The 17,349-nt window shown below is 40.4% G+C and carries 16 protein-coding genes and 3 pseudogenes; 9 read left to right on the top strand and 10 right to left on the bottom strand.

The genetic code is table 11. The features are described from left to right. Window positions 1–742 precede the first annotated feature (742 nt). Window positions 743–1,095: pseudogene (locus CA730_RS01925) on the top strand (hybrid sensor histidine kinase/response regulator); the annotation flags it as partial. 115 nt (window positions 1,096–1,210) lie between these two features. On the opposite strand, the gene hrmK reads toward CA730_RS01925, so the two are convergent. Then, window positions 1,211–3,037 (bottom strand): hybrid histidine kinase/response regulator HrmK, encoded by a 1,827-nt coding sequence (gene hrmK, locus CA730_RS01930; protein ID WP_269076491.1) that lies wholly within the window; start codon window positions 3,035–3,037, stop codon window positions 1,211–1,213. 613 nt (window positions 3,038–3,650) lie between these two features. Between hrmK and CA730_RS01935 the strand changes: the two genes are divergently transcribed. Further along, window positions 3,651–4,520 (top strand): branched-chain amino acid ABC transporter permease, encoded by an 870-nt coding sequence (locus tag CA730_RS01935; RefSeq protein ID WP_096663284.1) that lies wholly within the window; start codon window positions 3,651–3,653, stop codon window positions 4,518–4,520. 21 nt (window positions 4,521–4,541) lie between these two features. On the opposite strand, the gene psaX is transcribed toward CA730_RS01935, so the two are convergent. Both psaX and lipA read right to left on the bottom strand, forming a co-directional pair. Continuing rightward, a complete protein-coding gene (psaX, locus tag CA730_RS01940) occupies window positions 4,542–4,661 on the bottom strand; it encodes a photosystem I protein PsaX (protein WP_096663287.1) in 120 nt (39 codons plus the stop codon). Window positions 4,662–4,867: 206 nt separating this feature from the next. After that, window positions 4,868–5,764: a lipoyl synthase gene (gene lipA / locus CA730_RS01945; protein WP_096663290.1), complete on the bottom strand. Its 897-nt coding sequence runs from the start codon at window positions 5,762–5,764 to the stop codon at window positions 4,868–4,870. A gap of 326 nt (window positions 5,765–6,090) precedes the next feature. Between lipA and CA730_RS01950 the strand changes: the two are divergent. Continuing rightward, window positions 6,091–6,237: pseudogene (locus CA730_RS01950) on the top strand (response regulator); the annotation flags it as partial. Between the two features lie 282 nt (window positions 6,238–6,519). Here the strand turns inward: CA730_RS01950 and CA730_RS01955 are convergent. The 6 genes from CA730_RS01955 to CA730_RS01985 form a co-directional block, all read right to left on the bottom strand. Beyond that, on the bottom strand, window positions 6,520–8,082 hold the full coding sequence (locus CA730_RS01955; RefSeq protein ID WP_096663293.1) for an NAD(P)H-quinone oxidoreductase subunit N: 1,563 nt from the start codon (window positions 8,080–8,082) through the stop codon (window positions 6,520–6,522). Window positions 8,083–8,331: 249 nt separating this feature from the next. Further along, window positions 8,332–8,958 carry a Uma2 family endonuclease gene (locus CA730_RS01960; RefSeq protein ID WP_096663296.1) on the bottom strand — a complete coding sequence of 209 codons (627 nt, stop codon included), beginning with the start codon at window positions 8,956–8,958 and terminating at the stop codon, window positions 8,332–8,334. A 75-nt stretch (window positions 8,959–9,033) separates the two neighbouring features. Continuing rightward, on the bottom strand, window positions 9,034–9,312 hold the full coding sequence (locus tag CA730_RS25920; RefSeq protein ID WP_269076513.1) for an HVO_A0114 family putative DNA-binding protein: 279 nt from the start codon (window positions 9,310–9,312) through the stop codon (window positions 9,034–9,036). Window positions 9,313–9,383: 71 nt separating this feature from the next. Beyond that, on the bottom strand, window positions 9,384–9,668 hold the full coding sequence (locus CA730_RS01970; protein ID WP_231939951.1) for a toxin-antitoxin system TumE family protein: 285 nt from the start codon (window positions 9,666–9,668) through the stop codon (window positions 9,384–9,386). Between the two features lie 465 nt (window positions 9,669–10,133). Beyond that, the gene (locus CA730_RS01980) at window positions 10,134–10,340 is read right to left on the bottom strand and encodes a type II toxin-antitoxin system HicA family toxin (protein ID WP_096663307.1); all 207 of its coding nucleotides are present in this window, start codon (window positions 10,338–10,340) and stop codon (window positions 10,134–10,136) included. Further along, complete coding sequence (locus CA730_RS01985; RefSeq protein ID WP_096663310.1) at window positions 10,340–10,582, bottom strand: type II toxin-antitoxin system HicB family antitoxin; 243 nt, start codon at window positions 10,580–10,582, stop codon at window positions 10,340–10,342. Before CA730_RS01985 ends, CA730_RS01980 begins: the two co-directional genes overlap by 1 nt. A gap of 102 nt (window positions 10,583–10,684) precedes the next feature. Here CA730_RS01985 and CA730_RS01990 point away from each other — a divergent pair, with 102 nt between their 5' ends. The 3 genes from CA730_RS01990 to CA730_RS01995 all read left to right on the top strand — a co-directional run bounded on the left by CA730_RS01990 (window position 10,685) and on the right by CA730_RS01995 (window position 12,194). After that, window positions 10,685–11,284, top strand: coding sequence for a type IIL restriction-modification enzyme MmeI (locus CA730_RS01990; protein ID WP_197705489.1), 600 nt, complete (start codon window positions 10,685–10,687; stop codon window positions 11,282–11,284). Beyond that, the gene (locus CA730_RS26340) at window positions 11,268–11,426 is read left to right on the top strand and encodes a type IIL restriction-modification enzyme MmeI (protein WP_407919764.1); all 159 of its coding nucleotides are present in this window, start codon (window positions 11,268–11,270) and stop codon (window positions 11,424–11,426) included. The genes CA730_RS01990 and CA730_RS26340 overlap by 17 nt, the downstream gene beginning before the upstream one ends. A 192-nt stretch (window positions 11,427–11,618) precedes the next feature. Beyond that, window positions 11,619–12,194 (top strand): Uma2 family endonuclease, encoded by a 576-nt coding sequence (locus CA730_RS01995; RefSeq protein WP_096663313.1) that lies wholly within the window; start codon window positions 11,619–11,621, stop codon window positions 12,192–12,194. Window positions 12,195–12,423: 229 nt separating this feature from the next. On the opposite strand, the pseudogene CA730_RS02000 reads toward CA730_RS01995, so the two are convergent. Beyond that, a pseudogene (locus tag CA730_RS02000) lies at window positions 12,424–13,262 on the bottom strand (RNA-guided endonuclease InsQ/TnpB family protein); the annotation flags it as partial. Window positions 13,263–13,687: 425 nt separating this feature from the next. Between CA730_RS02000 and topA the strand changes: the two are divergent. The 3 genes from topA (at window position 13,688) to aroQ (ending at window position 17,316) form a co-directional block, all read left to right on the top strand. Further along, a complete protein-coding gene (gene topA, locus CA730_RS02005) occupies window positions 13,688–16,330 on the top strand; it encodes a type I DNA topoisomerase (protein ID WP_096663316.1) in 2,643 nt (880 codons plus the stop codon). A 376-nt stretch (window positions 16,331–16,706) separates the two neighbouring features. Next, window positions 16,707–16,847, top strand: coding sequence for a hypothetical protein (locus tag CA730_RS24800; RefSeq protein WP_027404689.1), 141 nt, complete (start codon window positions 16,707–16,709; stop codon window positions 16,845–16,847). 25 nt (window positions 16,848–16,872) lie between these two features. Continuing rightward, a complete protein-coding gene (gene aroQ, locus CA730_RS02010) occupies window positions 16,873–17,316 on the top strand; it encodes a type II 3-dehydroquinate dehydratase (RefSeq protein ID WP_096671215.1) in 444 nt (147 codons plus the stop codon). The last annotated feature ends 33 nt before the right edge of the window (window positions 17,317–17,349 follow it).

Below are 17,349 nucleotides of genomic sequence, written 5' to 3' on the forward strand. Positions count from 1 at the left end.
AAAGCGGTAAAACCCCAGCCACCGCTAGTCAATGAAATTGATGATTTATTCAGTACACCAGAAATAACAACTAATCTTGCTAATTCAGTAGATGATCCAGATAACTTCTGGGATGATCTAGGCATAAGTGACTCAGAAAACACTTCTGTAATTAATCAAGATATAGCTAAAGAACTAGAGGAGAGTTTATTTAGTGCATCTGTTGAAATTGGGACAAAATATCAGCAAGCAACGACAAATAATCATGTAGATAAAAAAGAGTTTGATCTAACTTCCCAAGAACAAGAACAATATTTCGATTTATTCTTCACATCAGATAGCGATACTGGGGCGCAAGCCATAGGTAATTTATTTAGTGATGTTATAGATGCAGAATCTAACAATGTTTCCGAATCTAGAGAATTATTCCTACCAGAAATTAATAATTTTTCTCAACCTCCAGAAATAACGGCAGAACAAGAAATTTTTGAGCCTGTTGAAGAATTCCCATAATCGCGGGTTTAGCGAAATTGAAATGGATCGGTTTACGCCCTTCCATATCCTGGCACAAGAAATGATCGAGTTCATCGTGCGAGTTCGGGAGTCAGGCAGTGATATTGACTTTGTTACCGAAGAAACAGAACAGGTCGTCAGACAGTTACGCCAAGCAACTAGTACCGCAAGGCGTTCGTCAAAAGTCAAAAGTCAAAAGTCAAAACGAATATACAATGAGCTTTCCAGTAGTTTGGAATGGTCTATTTATTTCCGCCGACCTGTACTAGTCAACTACAAGAAGGATTAACAAAAGCCCGAATGGTTCCATTTACCCAAGCTGTTGATCCTTTGCGGCGAGGGGTACGGGATAATGCCATTAGATATGGCAAACAAGTACAATTAGTCACAGAAGGAGTGGATACCTTAGTTGACAAGATGATTTTAGATCGTCTCACAGACCCATTGACTCACATGGTCAATAATGCGATCGCTCACGGCATTGAAACCCCAGAAGCTAGACAAGCCGCAGGTAAATCACACGTAGGTATCATTAATATTCGCGCCCTACAACAAGGAAACCAAACCATTATTTCTGTCAGTGACGACGGCGCAGGTATTGATAAGAAGCACTTTTAGAAGCAGCTTCGCGGATGCTAAAAGGAGAAAACCTCGTAGTTACAGTTTAACGAAGAATATTAGGGGCAATCCCCTCGTGGTTGCTCAGAATCGTAGGGTTCTACTTTTGACCATTGGTAGATTTTTCTACATAGGGACAATACTTAGCCACCAGACTGGCTAAAAGCTTTAAATCTATTGGCTTAGAAATATACTCATTAACACCAGCCGCAAAACAACTTTCACAATCGCCCTTCATAGCCATAGCCGTTTGAGCAATAATCGGTATATGCTGATATTTTGGGGTTTCTCGTAATTGCTGCACCAAATTTAAACCATTAGCATCAGGTAAACTCACATCCATCAAAATCACGGCTGCTTCTATTTCTTCGAGACTATTCCACATTTTTGCCCCATTCTTCACCCAATTAACCTGATATCCTAATCTTCTTAAATAAATTCCCATTAATTCCCCATTGGGTAAATCATCTTCCACCAGCAAAATTACGGGCGAGGGAGTCATATCATTATCACAAGGATGACTAACCACTTCTAAATCATATTCTGCTGTTGTTTCTATAGCTGCTAAAACTCCTCCCGTTGGTTTAAGAGGAAGTAAAACACTAAAACGAGAACCTTGATCAACTACAGATTCTAACTCTAAATAACCACCATGAATTTCTGCTAATTTTTGAGTCACTACCAACCCCAAACCAGTACCTTCATTACGACCGGCTGCGGGATTAACCACTTGACTATAGGGTTGAAACAGTCGAGATTGATCTTCAAAAGAAATACCTGTACCAGTATCCCAAACTGTAAACCGCAAAAATCCATCTTGACTAGAAACCTGTAAGCCCACATTACCTTTCATCGTGAATTTAATCGCATTGAAAAGTAAATTCAATAACATCTGTTTAAGTCGCAAAGGATCAGCGATGATGTTTTTAATCTCTGGTTCAATTTCTAAACGCAGTGTTAAACCTTTATTAGCAGCTTTCTCTTTCACCAAAGCTAAAACATTCCGACACAAAGTAGAAATATCAACTAGTTCCCATTGTACTTCTAGCTGGTTGGCTTCAATTTTAGAGAGATCCAAAATATCATTAATTAATCCTAATAAATGCTTACCACTAGATTGAATAATTTGTAAATACTCTTGATGACGGGCTTTCTCAGGTTCATAACCCTGTGCTAATAGCAAATGGGTAAAACCAATAATTGAACTTAGGGGAGTGCGGATTTCATGACTAGTATTTGCCAAAAACTGATTTTTAAGTTGATTACTCCGTTCTAGTTCTTGATTAAAATTAGCTAAATCCTGGTAATACTTTTGAGAAGATTGTATTTGTGCAAGTTGGGTTAAGGCTGTGCGACAATTTTCCACAGTTTTTGTGACTAATTGTAACTTGAGCGGGTAAAAAGTATCCTTGAGTAATTTACAGTCGGATGAAAGATTGGTTGTGCAGATGATTAACCACGCTTTTATTCCTTGGGTATCCTCAAATAAATACCAAGCACTTTGGTATTTTTGAGTTTCCATTTGCTGTACATCTTGGAGATTGATAGATTTATGCAACCTCAAAGATAGCTTTTTCTCAGTTGGAGACATTACCCCGAAATTGGGAGTTAATGATGATGAATGGGAAATATAAGAGATTTGACCAACTATTTGCTGTGGTTCAAATAGGGCAATACTTACAATATACTGGGTAACCGCAATTAAACTATCACTTAACGCTTTGTGAAGTTCATTGACAACGATTTGAAAAATTTCTGCTTCTGTGGCTATTCCTAATGCAGTCTTAGTAGCCACAGAAATTAGATAATCCTGGAGACGAATTTGCAACTGATTTAAGCTGCTTTCCAGCCACAACTGATACCGCAGATTTTCCATTGGTGTCAGCCGATGGTTTCCATTTATTTGTGAGTTTCGTTCTGTTGACACTCTCACTGTCTTTAGACACTGAGATTCTTTAATCCATGAGCCAACTTGCTTTCATCAGGATTACTCCAACTAAATTAGAGATCCATTCTCTTAAGGTGTTAATTCTGGTATGCCCTAGCTTACTCGATTCTTAGGTCGCGCTTCGCTATCAATAATTTTATTGTTTACCAAATTTAGCTTTCCTAAACTGCAATACCCTTAGGTATGACTACGCACTCAACCAAATTAGTTAAGTTTTTACGTTGTTTAGTTATACTTAAATTCTAGGAATGAGTCCCATTATATCACATCTACTGTTACCACTCAAGAGCTTGAGCAAATTAATTAGCCCGTGTCGCTTATATCTTAGGTCTAAAGACACGTTCGCTTTACGCTTACTGGGCAATCCTGTAAGCTTGAAAATTGCTGCATGGTCAACTAGACCGTTGAAAAAACATTCTGCTCACAAATAATGTAAACAGTATTTATGTATATTAACCTACAAATGCTTTTTATATATAACCCATAACTGGCATTGCCGAATGTGACGAAGATCCCAAGAATGATTGAATACAATCACTTACTGAATAGCAACTTCAAAAATTCACAATAATTTCACAGTAACATCATATTTATGGATATTACACAATTTGCTCAATTGATTATTAACGGTATTGCTGTCGGTAGTATTATCGCCTTAGCCGCAGTAGGACTAACCTTAACCTATGGGATTTTGCGGTTGTCTAATTTTGCTCACGGTGATTTTCTCACATTGGGCGCTTATTTGACTCTCATGGTCAATGCGATGGGTCTAAATATTTGGTTATCCATGATTGTGGCTACCGTGGGAACTGTGGGAGGAATGTTACTGGCAGAAAAATTACTGTGGTCAAAAATGCGGTCTATCCGTGCTAGTTCCACAACTCTGATTATTATCTCTATCGGTCTGGCTTTATTTCTCCGCAATGGGATTATTTTTCTTTGGGGGGGTAAAAACCAAAATTATAATTTACCCGTGATTCCAGCTTTAGAATTTGGGACTTTAAAAATACCGCAAAATCAGTTATTGGTACTGGGGTTAGCGATTCTGGCGATTTTATCCCTCCACTACTTGCTACAAAATACGAAAATTGGTAAGGCGATGCGGGCAGTAGCTGATGATTTAGATTTAGCGAGAGTATCTGGTATTAATGTTGATAGAGTAATTTTGTGGACTTGGGTAATTGCTGGGACATTCACTTCTTTAGGTGGCAGTATGTACGGGCTAATTACAGCGGTGCGTCCAAATATGGGTTGGTTTTTGATTTTACCTTTGTTTGCTTCAGTGATTTTGGGGGGAATTGGCAATCCTTACGGAGCGATCGCCGCAGCCTTTATCATTGGTATTGCCCAAGAAGTTAGCACCCCCTGGCTAGGTTCACAGTATAAGCAAGGTGTAGCCTTACTAATCATGATTGTGGTGCTGCTTATTCGCCCCAAAGGTTTATTCAAAGGCACGATTTAAACAGCACCGGTCTACTTCTAACTATTCAATGATGTGGAAGTAGTAAGCTGCTACCAAAAAGTTAACAGCCAAAAGTAACAATGCCCAACCAGTACGGAAAACGTAGGAAGGTTTAGCAGCGGGTTTGCCTTTAGCAGTCATAAGCGGTTCTCCTAATTTAGTGACTTTTTAAGAAATAGCAAACTCACGCACCAATTTTGCAAATTCTTTAAAAATATTTTTGTAAGGAGTCGGGAAGAAGGAGTCAGGAGTCAGGAGTCAGGAGTCAGGAGAAAGAAAGAAGAAAGACATTTATACCCCTACTACCCTACTACCCCTACTACCCTACTCCCCCTGGTCCCCTGCCTCTACTCCTCCCCAGCGTGATAGGAACTGCGAACCAGGGGACCGGAACGGACGTGATTAAATCCCATTTCCTTGGCTATATTACCCAGTTCGGTAAATTCCTCTGGAGTCCAATATTTTTTAACAGGTAGATGGTCTAAAGAAGGGCGCATATATTGACCAATGGTGAGGCGATCGCATTTTACAGATCGCAAATCCGCCATTGTCTCAATTAATTCCTCCATAGTTTCCCCATGTCCCACCATCACACCTGACTTCGTAGGAAGCTGATCATTCAACTCCTTAACCGTCGCTAATACAGCCAACGAACGGTCATATTTTGCTCCTCGGCGCACAGTTGGAGTTAACCTGCGGACTGTTTCGACATTATGGTTAAAACAAGCCGGTTGAGCCTGAATAATCATGGCTAAACTGTGACGTTGAACTGCCACACCCCCACCACCCCAAAAATCCGATGTCAGCACCTCAATTTGAGTATCGGGATTCATCTGGCGAATAGTCTCCATTGTCCTCACAAAATGACCAGCCCCTCCATCAGCCAAGTCATCACGGGCGACAGAAGTTAATACCACATACCGCAACCCTAAAAGCCGTACCGATTCCGCCACCTTTTGAGGTTCTTCCTCATCCAACGCCATTGGCGCATGACCTTTATCTACTTGACAAAAAGCACAGGCGCGGGTGCAAGTTGGCCCCATTAATAAAAAAGTTGCTGTTTTTTGGGCGTAGCATTCACCCCGATTTGGACAACGACCTTCTTCACAAATTGTGTGAATTTGTCGCTGCTTAATGATACGTTGGACAGTAGAGATTTCACTGGCTTTGCCAATGGGCCGACGCAACCAGCTAGGCATAGTCATGATTTCTGACTTGATATCAACTTGTTGTGGAGAATTCATATAACGATTTGTTAATTAGGCAAAAAGTAGGAGCGCGTAATGACTATTTACATAGAGGTACTGTAATTTCAGATATACCCCAAACTGAGAAGTTAGATTAATAAATCTTTCACTACACAGGATATTAGTTGTGTGTAGTCTACACAACTATGATACAAATTGATCAGAACACCAGTGAGAGTTTCCTACAACAGCTGTGATTTTAGAACTTTGTGTCAGAAAACACTCACCCCAATCTACATAAATTTTAGATATAGTGAGAGAATTCCTAAAAGCAGTCGGCAACCAGCCATCTAAACATAAAATTTTTAGTAGAGTAATCAACTGTGGCAAGTAACAAAATTTTAGTTATTGACGACACTACCGTTGTCAGGGTAAAAGTACGAGAAATGTTACCACCAGGTAATTTTGAGGTAATAGAAGCCAAGGATGGGTTAGAAGGATACAACCTCATATCTCAAGAATTATTAACCGCAGGTGGACGCAGATAAACGCAGATAAAGACGGATGAATTAATGAATTTCATGATTCTGTGAAGCCTCACATAAATTTGGTATTGTTGCTGTTTAACAACAAAAATGGGTAATTGAATATTGAAGACCAGCTTCATTACCAATTACCCATTACCAATTATTTAGGAATAACTTAAAATCGTAACCGCTCAATAATCCGGGGTAAATCCTTCCATGACAAGCCTCAAATGGCGTAAAATCGTCCCCGAATGGGTAGTCCGCCCCCATTTATTGAGCGGATACTTAAAATCCCTGTGACTCCTTGTTTGTAATAACACTAACTTGTGTACTGGCAACTTTTGCTGCTTGTAACATGGGAGTGTTAGTAACAGAATTGTTAGCTAAAGTAAACAAGGGATTGGATAAGATTCCAGAAATAGTAGTAGCTATTAAAGTTACTATCAAACCCACTTGTAAAGGTCTCAGTCCTGGTAAATCCCAACGAACTTGGGGATAATTCTTCACTACATCGGACATTTCTTGAGGTTCTTTGACTACCATCATTTTCACTACACGAATGTAGTAATAGATGGAAACCACACTGGTAACTAAACCTAGTAAAACTAACCAGTAAAGACCAGCTTGCCAACCTGCCCAAAATAAGTAAATTTTCCCGAAAAATCCGGCTAGTGGGGGAATACCACCCAAGGATAAGAGAGAAACACTCAAACCCAGTGTTAAAAGTGGGTCTTTTTGATACAAACCGGAGTATTCAGAAATTTGGTCTGTTCCTGTTCGCAGTGAGAACAATACCACACAGGTAAAGCCGCAGAGGTTCATAAACAGGTATACCAGTAGATAGAAAATCATACTGGAATAGCCGGCATCAGTTCCCGCGATTAAGCCAATCATCACAAATCCAGCTTGGGCAATGGATGAGTAAGCTAACATCCGTTTCATGCTAGTTTGGGCTAGTGCGACAACGTTACCCAGTACCATACTCAGCACAGCAAGGGCAGTGAAGACAAATCTCCATTCATCTGCCACGATAGGGAAAACGGTGGTTAAGAGACGGATAGCCAAGGCAAATCCGGCGGCTTTAGAACCGACAGATAAAAAGGCAATAACTGGGGTTGGTGCGCCTTCATAAACGTCTGGTGTCCATTGGTGGAAAGGTGCAGCGGAGATTTTGAAACCAATACCCGCAATCACGAAAACCAGAGCAATTACTAAACATAGAGACTGACCAACATTTGCTGTAGCGATACCTTGAGCGATCGCACTTAGTTCTGTCTGTCCACCGGATAACCCATACAGCAGGGAGACACCATACAAAAACACCGCTGTACTAGAAGCACCAATTAACAGGTATTTCAACGCTGCTTCATTGGAACGGGGGTCACGTTTTGTATAACCTGTCAACAAATAAGAGGAAATACTCAAGGCTTCTAAGGAGATGAAAATCATCACCAACTCATTAGCACCGGATAAAAACATTCCTCCCAAAGTCGCAGTCATCAAAATGGCAATAAATTCGGCTAAAGGCGTACCACTTTGTTCAACGTAGCGAATTGACATTAGTATTGTTGACATTGCTGACAGGGCGATAATTCCCCGAAAGACAATACTCAGGTCATCACCATTAAAGCTACCAGTAAAGGCAATGGGGTTAGTTGTATCCCATTGGAAGTATAGAGCAATAATCGCGGCTGTTAAACCGAGGGTAGCTAGATATCCAATCCAGCGAGCAGATGTCCGTCCCAAAATTAAATCAACAATCAAAACCCCCAAGAGGGTAATCATGACGATTCCCTCTGGTAAAATCGTTCCGGCATTTAACTGGGATGCAAAATTAGCAAAATCCATGAGATGTATAGGTTTTAGCAATTAAACATTAGGGCTAACACAAGTTTATTCTATCTATACTTCTGAACTAAAATTGCATTGATCTTTCTATCTTTAACAGTTGAAAATTTGTATATTTAATTTTAGCTATCCGCAAATGTACCGCAATAACTCAAAATAAACAGTCGAGTACATAACTGAACTGTTCAGAGTGGGCCGATTTTCCTGAAAGAGTTAATACCGTAGAGAGTAATCATGGCTTAAAGCACTTTATCTGCCAGCCTTTAAAACTTGTTCTGCTGTCAGTTTGAAATTTGGGAATGTCGGCGAAGTAATAGGTTGATTGCCTCGAATCTGCTGAATTTCATACTCTCCTTTGACTAAGGTACAAATGGAAAGGGTAGGTTGTTTCGGTTTCCCAATATGTCGAGTCCCACCTAGACCCGCATAATCCGCAATCCAATATTCAGGAATACCTAAAATTGCGTAGTCTTCAACTTTACGCGCATAATCGTTTTGCCAGTTGCTATTAACTACTTCCATCACAAATTTAATCGAACTGCCCAGCGAGAGGATTGATTGGTCATCCCAAAGTAGTTCTTTTGTAAGTTCATTGCGGTCAACAACCATAACATCAGGTCGAAATGCTGTCATACCCAAGTTAGAAGGACGTAGCAATCCTCGCTGAAGGACAAACCAATTTAAACCTATTGCATCAATTTGGGCGCAAATTTTTGTGGTGGTAAAAGCTGAAACTTCTTCATGGTAGCCTGTTGGTTCCAAATCAAACACCTCTCCATCAATCAGTTCGTAGCGGTTACTGTCACCATAACGGATGATAAAATCGCCAAAACTTAGTAACTGCTGTTGTATTGGTATTTCGGTTGCAATGGTCATAGGTCAACTTAGCCGCATTAATATCATCACTCTAGCATTTTCGCTAAATCCATCCTTCGCCGTTTTTTCAAATTCTCACACTGCTTTCGCTAGTGGCATGAATATTTCAACCGCTTCAAACTGTACAGATATTTTATCTTCTTTTGTCCGTTCAATTAATCCGAGTTCTTCCAGGCGATTTACGTCTGTGTGTACGTTTGAATAGTTTCTTTCGGCTGTTTTTGCCAGCGCGTAAATACTGCATGGACCAGTTCTGCTTAAGGTATCAAGTAAATCAAGTCGAGCAGGCGTTAGTTCGCTAAAAAGTGATTTTGCAGATTCAAATGAAAGTCTAAAATTTACTGGCTTTCCAATTTCGGAGTCCTAAATTTGTTGACGAGCGGCTCGGATTGCAGAACCACCCTTGGCTACTTCAATAATTACTTTCATGATTCACTCCAGGTTTCAATGTCTTTCTCAACATCGTCAAGCAATTTATCAATGCTTGTGAAGTTGTAATCTATTTCGTGTGAGTTTATATGTTTATGATCTCCTTTTCCGCGTTCGTTCTCATATCTAATTCTACATTTTCCATTCTGCCCGTAAAATAATCTGTATTTGTATTTATATGTGCTTGGTGGTGTTGGCTCTGGTAATTCCCATATAACAACCTCGACGATTGATCCGTCGTCATGAAATTCTTTTGCTTTGGCGATTAGAGTGGCCTTCATATATTGCATTGTAGCAATATATTTAAAGTCTGTCGAGTAGCAATATTATGGGACGAAGGATGGGCAAGCGATACCCTCGGTGAGCGCTTGCGCTATCGCCCTCAACTCAAAACCAAATTATCACAATATTATCCAGTTTAATGATTTGTTATACTTGAGAAGGTAATAACTTGCGTTTTTGCATCCATATATACCCTTTAAGCAAAAGCTCAATTTATGCCCTTGCGGAGTATATACAGCGATCGCTTGCGTTGCGAAGCACATCACCAATTACCTTTGCGAAGTTAACAAAATAATGAATTAACCTTAACGGAGAGATCGCGCTATAATTTTTCCCATTCATCTCGGCTAATATGAGCTTGTTTTAGTATTTTGCTCAATAAACCTATGCTAATGTCCGCCTCATGAGGATTAGGAATCGTGAGTTTGAGTTCTCCCTTAACTAAGTTAGGACTTACGCAAGTGTCACACCAAAAATCTGTTGTAGGGTGCGTCAGACTGCATAAATCCTGCAAATAAACAGATTGTTGATATTTGACGCACCCTACCAATGTGCCAGTTGCGTAAGTCCTGTAAGTATTGATGTTTACCACCTGAATAAGGACCTTCAAAGCCTGCTTCTTTAAGAAAAATAACCAGTTCCCGCCATTTTATGGCTTTCCAAGTAGGCATCAGGCAACCTCTTGTAGTGAATTTAAGCCCACACCATCAAGCACGGGGAATTGATGACCCAAACGGATTCCCAAGATAACCCAGCCTTCTAAAGCATCTTGCAAGTTCTCTCGACAGGATTCCAGGCTGTTGGCTTGACTCCAAACACCTTCACAATCAGGAATTTCCCCGTAAAAAGTACCGTCTTCTAGCAACTCATAGGTCGCCTTTTGCATGGCTTTGGCAATGTATTCAGTTATCATTACTGTTTGCTCAAACTAATTCCAACTACCTTAATAATATCATACAAATTTTCTGTTGATATTATAAAGATTGTCTAAAATTATGCCTTAACATTTGCAGATATGCCTCTAAGTTGGAATGAAATTAAGCAAAGGGCGATCGCCTTTTCTAAGGAATGGGAAAATGAGACTTCGGAGAAGTCAGAGTCGCAATCCTTCTGGAATGACTTTTTTAATGTGTTTGGCATTTCACGGCGAAGAGTAGCTAGTTTTGAGAAACCAATCAAAAAGGCGGATAATAAACAAGGCTTTATCGATCTTTTGTGGAAAGGAATGATTTTGGTGGAGCATAAGTCTAGGAGCAAGGACTTAGATAAGGCTACACAACAAGCTAAAGATTATTTTCCAAATTTAAAGGAGCATGAGTTACCGAAATATATTTTAGTTTCGGATTTCCAAAAATTTAGGCTTTATGATTTAGATACGAACGAAACCAAAGAGTTTGAGCTAAAGGATTTTGTAAATCATGTGCATCTATTCGGCTTTATGGCGGGATATGAAAAACGGGTTTATAAGGATGAAGATCCTGTCAATATTGCGGCGGCGGAATTGATGGGGGATCTGCATGATCGCCTCAAAGAAATTGGTTACATAGGGCATGATCTAGAAGTATATCTAGTGCGGCTATTGTTCTGTATGTTTGCTGATGATAGCCCTAGATAAAGCCGTAGACCTCTGCTATTGTCCCCAACCCTTCGTTAGCGAACTAAATCGCATTGAGTATTTATTTAGCCTCTATGAAGCCCTAAGTGCGCCATTGCTGAAAGTTGAGAAGAAAAAGCGAAGCAAGAAAAAAGATAGTTAATAAATTAGATGATGTGGCGATCGCTATTCCTGGGAGTCGTGATTATTAGGCGATAGCGAAGCCCGAACTAGGAATCGCTTGTTGTGGGGATGAAATTGGATTTATATTTGGGTTAGTATTAAATAAAGAAATCACTCAGCCAGTCATGTAAACGAATCGCTTTGTCTAAAAATTAAAAGGACTTGAATAAATATGACAGTTATCTTAGAAAGAATCAAGGATAAAGTTTGGACTGATGAAGAGTTTATGGCTTTAGCTGATGATGGCAATCGTTACGAAATTGTAGATGGAGAGTTGGTAAACTTGGGCAATTCAGGCATGGAGCATGGGAATATTGGCATATTCCTTGGTGGGCTAATCGAGATATTTGTAAGGCAGCATAATCTTGGCGTTACTTGCGACTCCAGTACAGCATTTAAGATGAAAGGAGATAATAAGCGATCGCCCGATATTTCTTTTGTTAGTAAAGAGCGATTGATTGGGCTAAAACGATTGCCTAAAGGCTTTTTTGATGGTGCGCCAGATCTAGTTGTTGAGATTATCTCTCCAGGCAACACTTTTGATGAAATCCATAACAAGATTGAAGAATATTTTGAAAGTGGAACTAGACTGCTGTGGGTAATCCATCCTGATGAAAGATATGTGCTGGTTTACCATAGTCCTCAGCCCGATCTCCTATTGCGAGGTAATGATATTTTAGATGGAGAAGATGTAATTTTAAACTTCAAGGTTGCAGTCAGCGAATTGTTTAGAACTTTGGCGTTCTAAGGGAATTGATTAGTTAGCGATAGCGAACGCATTGCGTCCCGAAGGGAACTAGCGCGACCTAGGAATCGCTATGTTTAACAACCAAGAAAAGGGAAATGAGCGATCGCCACAGTCCGTCGCTAACTACTATACTCCAAAGATGAGCCATAATAAATGAAGCCAAAACTCTATGAACTACCAACTAGTGACATACTCCACACACTCCCTTATGCCTTGCCGCACGCTTGCGCTAACAGGTGAGTGTGGGCTTCTCAACGACTCCTAATCCGGACATTGATTGAGCTTTAAGACCGTGTGTCCCACGGTTCTTGATGTTTATGGCTGCATTTAGATCCCTGCACAAACTCGTATGACATACAGGACAATTGTGCATTCTTTGGGATAGCGGCTTTTTAACTTTGTGACCACAGCTAGAACATTCTTGGCTTGTGCCGTTTGGGTTTACAGCAATTACTTTCAGCCCAGTATTTTCGGCTTTGACTGTTAGTATTGAAATAAATTGTCCCCATCCAGCATCATTAATACTTTTTGCCAATCTTGTTTTAGCAAGTCCATAAAATCAATTAAACCTACATCAATACCAACAATATTATTAGCATTAAAATCAGGTTTAATCGTTGGAACTGTTTTGTCGTCAAGACTTAGAGTTACATAGTACCCGTCTGCTTTTTTAGTGACAGACACAGTTTTAATTTCAAACCCATCTGGTATTTGACGGTGAACAATTACCTTTACATCTCCTATTTTTGACAGCGTAATCTTATTGTTAACAAAGTGATGTCGCTTGAATTGAGGAAACGTAAATGTTTTGTATTGCCCTGCACCTTTAAATCTAGGTCTGCCAGATTTTTTGCCGTTACTATCCCCTTTCAACCATCTATCAAAAGCTAATTCAACTTTCTTGATGACTTCCTGTAGCACTTGAGAATGGATTTCTTTGTACCAAGGACGGTCTTTTTTAAGTTGAGTTAATGATGCTTTTTGACTGTAATAATTAGGTTGTTCTTTTAATTCTGGTAAATGACAAACAACAATGGAACATCTATCAATAGGAGAACGGTTTTGTTCTATACTTAGGGTTGTCTAGCCACAAAAAGTTGATGTGTTGTAATTTATATGATTTTGGCACTTATCCACGTAGAAGTTAGTTTTGACACATCGCCCGTAAAAAATTGCAAATTAATAAAATTAAGCTAATTTTAAATTATTTATTTCCCCAACCTTTAACAACAATGAGTCTTGTACTATTAAATTCCAGAGATATTTTACAAACTATAGTCGCCAACTATGCACTAGATGAGTTAAAGATGGAAATAACTGACAATTGACTCTCAAAAGAATCACTGCACCTGAAATTGATAAAATTCCCCCCTGTTGGGTAGTTTGTGTAAGGATACAATCACTGCTTAGGTGTGGTATTTCATCTTGACATTTCGCAAAAATTAACCCAACTTAACTATTTAGCTGCATAGCTATTATTTTTTTTAATTTCCATGTCAACTCTCGTTATCGTCGAATCTCCCACAAAAGCGCGTACCATTCGCAACTACCTACCAAACGACTATGTGGTAGAAGCCTCAATGGGTCATGTCCGTGACCTTCCCCAGTCGGCTAGTGAAATTCCCGCAGCCGTCAAAGGGGAAAAATGGGCGCAGCTTGGAGTCAATGTAGAAGCCGACTTTGAACCGATTTATGTCGTTCCCAAAGACAAAAAGAAAATTGTCACTCAGCTTAAAGAAGCCCTCAAAGGTGTAACTGAACTGATTTTGGCCACAGACGAAGACCGGGAAGGGGAAAGCATTAGTTGGCATTTATACCAATTGCTTAAGCCGAAAGTGCCAACAAAGCGGATGGTATTCCATGAAATTACCAAAGAAGCCATTCAAAAAGCTTTGAAAGACTGCCGCAATATTGATGAGCAGGTAGTTCGCGCTCAAGAAACCCGAAGAATTTTAGACCGATTAGTAGGATATACCCTATCGCCGCTACTGTGGAAAAAAATTGCCTGGGGGTTATCCGCTGGACGAGTGCAATCTGTAGCAGTGCGCCTATTAGTGATTAAAGAACGCCAACGTCGGGCTTTCCATGAAGGAAGATACTGGGATTTAAAAGCCAGTTTAGAACAAGAAGAAAGTCCATTTAGCGCAGTCCTAGTGACTCTTGGCGGTACGAAAGTTGCCACAGGCAGCGATTTTGACTCGACAACGGGCAGAATTACCGCTGGTCGCAATGTCATTTTACTTAATGAAGAGCAAGCGGAATCTCTAAAAGCTCGTCTAGAAGGGAAAATCTGGACAGTGACGGATATGGAAGAACGTCCTGTCACTCGCAAACCAGCACCACCGTTCACAACTTCCACACTGCAACAAGAATCTAACCGTAAGTTGCGTTTATCGGCACGGGATACAATGCGGGTGGCACAGAATTTGTATGAGCAAGGGTATATTACCTATATGCGGACAGATTCGGTACATTTATCCGACCAAGCGATTACCGCCGCCCGTGCTTGTGTAGAACAAAAATACGGGAAACAATATCTGAGTCCCCAACCTCGACAATACACCACCAAATCTAAAGGCGCACAAGAAGCTCACGAAGCCATTCGTCCCGCTGGTAGCAGTTTCCGCACACCTCAAGAAACCGGGTTGGCTGGACGGGAATTTGCTCTTTATGATTTGATTTGGAAGCGTACCGTCGCCTCACAAATGGCCGACTCTCGGCAAACTCAAGTTACTGTGCAAATCCAAGTGGAAGACGCTGGTTTTCGTTCCTCTGGGAAGCGGATAGATTTTCCTGGCTACCTCCGCGCTTATGTGGAAGGTTCGGATGATCCTGAAGCCGCTTTAGAAGATCAAGAAGTTATTTTACCTGCGCTGAAAGTTGGTGATCATCCTCAATGTCATGAACTGGCGGCGGTAGACCATGAAACCCAACCTCCTGCCCGTTATACTGAAGCAACTTTGGTGAAAACCTTAGAAAGTGAAGGCATTGGTCGTCCTAGTACCTATGCCAGCATTATTGGCACAATCATTGATAAAGATTATGCCCAATTGGTGAATAATGCCCTAATTCCTACTTTCACGGCTTTTGCTGTCACTGATTTACTGGAAAAACATTTTCCAGATATTGTTGACCCTAGTTTTACTTCCAAAATGGAGCAAACCTTGGATGAAATTTCTACAGGTGAGGCTCAATGGCTTCCCTATTTAAAGAAATTTTATCTTGGTGAACAAGGTTTAGAAACTTTGGTCAGGGAACGGGAAACCGAAATTGATGCCAGTAAAGCTAGAACTGTAGAATTAGAAAATTTAGATGCTAAAGTCCGTATTGGTAAATATGGTCCTTACATTGAAGTTACCAATGGCGAGGAAGTAATTACTGCTTCTATTCCTAAAAACCTGACTCCGGCTGATCTTGACCCGAAACAGGTGGACATTCTCCTCAAACAAAAAATTGTGGGGCCTGACCAAGTTGGTCGTCACCCAGAAACCGGAGAACCTATTTATATCAAGATTGGTAGTTATGGACCTTATGTGCAGCTAGGCGATAAGACCGAGGAAAATCCTAAACCTAAACAAGCTTCTTTCCCCAAGGGTGTGACACCAGAAACACTCACTTTGGATATGGCTGTTGGTTTGTTATCTCTTCCCCGCGCTTTGGGAACTCACCCGGAAACTGGTGGCAAAGTCCAAACTAGTTTAGGAAGATTTGGCCCCTATGTTGTCCATGATCAAGGAAAAGAGGGAAAAGATTATCGTTCTCTCAAATCTACTGATAATGTCTTGACAATTTCTTTAGCTCGTGCTTTAGAATTATTGGCAGAGCCAAAAAAGGGTCGGGCTGCTGCTAAGAGTAAGTCAAAAGAAGCTTTACGGGAGTTGGGTACACATCCAAAAGATGATGCACCAGTTAATATCTATGATGGTCCTTATGGGCCTTACATTAAACATGGGAAAACTAATGCCAGTATTCCTGAAGGTGAATCGGTGGAAAATATAACTTTGTCTACAGCTATTGAATTACTTTCAGCTAAAGCATCTACAAAATCTACACGGAAAACCACTAAATCTACTACTAAGTCAACTACTACTAAATCAACAAAGACGAGAGCGAAAAAGACAGACGCGGCAAGTTAGGACAGGGTGCAGAGTGCAGGGAACAGGTAGCAGGGGAGAAATTTCATTCTCTATTCTTAATTTCTTCCTCCTGAACTCCTGAACTCCTGATAGCGCAGCGTGGCGTTAGCCATACTACTGACTCCTTCTTCCTGACTCCGAACTTCTGAACTCCTGAACTCCTGACTCCCGAATTCATATCACTAATTACCCATTACTAATGATGAATGTGATAATCTAATAAGTAAGGGAAAACACAAAATTAAAATTCTCTAGTAGGAAGTATCATACTTGTAGAAATGTGTCAACCCTGTCGAGGCTAGAAGTGCGATAATACGCCAGTTTGTGCGACCCGGTTAAATAAAATTGAGGTAGTATCTCAGGAGCGGTCAGTTTAATGGATTATATAGAAAAGGTGCTGGAAAAGCTGAAAGAATTAGCGCGGAAGTTAATTGATAGTCTGCTAGGTCCAGAGGCTGAACCGGAACCGGAACTGATTCCGATTCCTGTACATGAACGTTCTATGCGCCGTCGCTAAAATTTTTGGGGTGTGAGAGTTGAATTTGCCAGCTTTAAGTATTCTTGTGCTGCATGGGCCAAACCTAAATTTGCTGGGACTTAGAGAACCGGGAATTTATGGTTCGTTAAGTCTACCAGAAATTAATCGCTTGTTAGAGTCTAAAGCAATGGAACTGCAAGCAGAAATATTGCCTATGCAGTCAAATCATGAAGGGGTTTTAATAGATGCTATTCACGGGGCATTAGGAAAGCATCAGGGGATTGTGATTAATGCTGGGGCTTACACTCATACTAGTGTAGCTTTGAGAGATGCGATCGCTGCTGTTAATTTACCTACGGTGGAAGTACATCTGAGTAATATTTATCGTCGGGAAGATTTCCGTCATCATTCTTATATCGCACCAGTGGTAATTGGCCAAATCAGTGGCTTTGGCGCTCAAAGCTATTTGTTAGGTCTGGAAGCACTGGTGTATTATTTAAGGCAGTAATAGGTGACAGGGAAGAGGGAAGAGGGAGTTATT

The organism is Dolichospermum compactum NIES-806, assembly GCF_002368115.1.
Classification (GTDB): domain Bacteria; phylum Cyanobacteriota; class Cyanobacteriia; order Cyanobacteriales; family Nostocaceae; genus Dolichospermum; species Dolichospermum compactum.

Bases quoted from the DNA above. Each gene is read 5' to 3' on its own strand.
- CA730_RS01935 (WP_096663284.1), top strand. From the start codon at position 3,651: ATGGATATTACACAATTTGCTCAATTGATTATTAACGGTATTGCTGTC.
- psaX (WP_096663287.1), bottom strand. From the start codon at position 4,661: ATGACTGCTAAAGGCAAACCCGCTGCTAAACCTTCCTACGTTTTCCGT.
- lipA (WP_096663290.1), bottom strand. From the start codon at position 5,764: ATGAATTCTCCACAACAAGTTGATATCAAGTCAGAAATCATGACTATG.
- CA730_RS01955 (WP_096663293.1), bottom strand. From the start codon at position 8,082: ATGGATTTTGCTAATTTTGCATCCCAGTTAAATGCCGGAACGATTTTA.
- CA730_RS01960 (WP_096663296.1), bottom strand. From the start codon at position 8,958: ATGACCATTGCAACCGAAATACCAATACAACAGCAGTTACTAAGTTTT.
- CA730_RS01970 (WP_231939951.1), bottom strand. From the start codon at position 9,668: ATGAAGGCCACTCTAATCGCCAAAGCAAAAGAATTTCATGACGACGGA.
- CA730_RS01980 (WP_096663307.1), bottom strand. From the start codon at position 10,340: ATGCCTACTTGGAAAGCCATAAAATGGCGGGAACTGGTTATTTTTCTT.
- CA730_RS01985 (WP_096663310.1), bottom strand. From the start codon at position 10,582: ATGATAACTGAATACATTGCCAAAGCCATGCAAAAGGCGACCTATGAG.
- CA730_RS01990 (WP_197705489.1), top strand. From the start codon at position 10,685: ATGCCTCTAAGTTGGAATGAAATTAAGCAAAGGGCGATCGCCTTTTCT.
- CA730_RS26340 (WP_407919764.1), top strand. From the start codon at position 11,268: ATGATAGCCCTAGATAAAGCCGTAGACCTCTGCTATTGTCCCCAACCC.
- CA730_RS01995 (WP_096663313.1), top strand. From the start codon at position 11,619: ATGACAGTTATCTTAGAAAGAATCAAGGATAAAGTTTGGACTGATGAA.
- topA (WP_096663316.1), top strand. From the start codon at position 13,688: ATGTCAACTCTCGTTATCGTCGAATCTCCCACAAAAGCGCGTACCATT.
- CA730_RS24800 (WP_027404689.1), top strand. From the start codon at position 16,707: ATGGATTATATAGAAAAGGTGCTGGAAAAGCTGAAAGAATTAGCGCGG.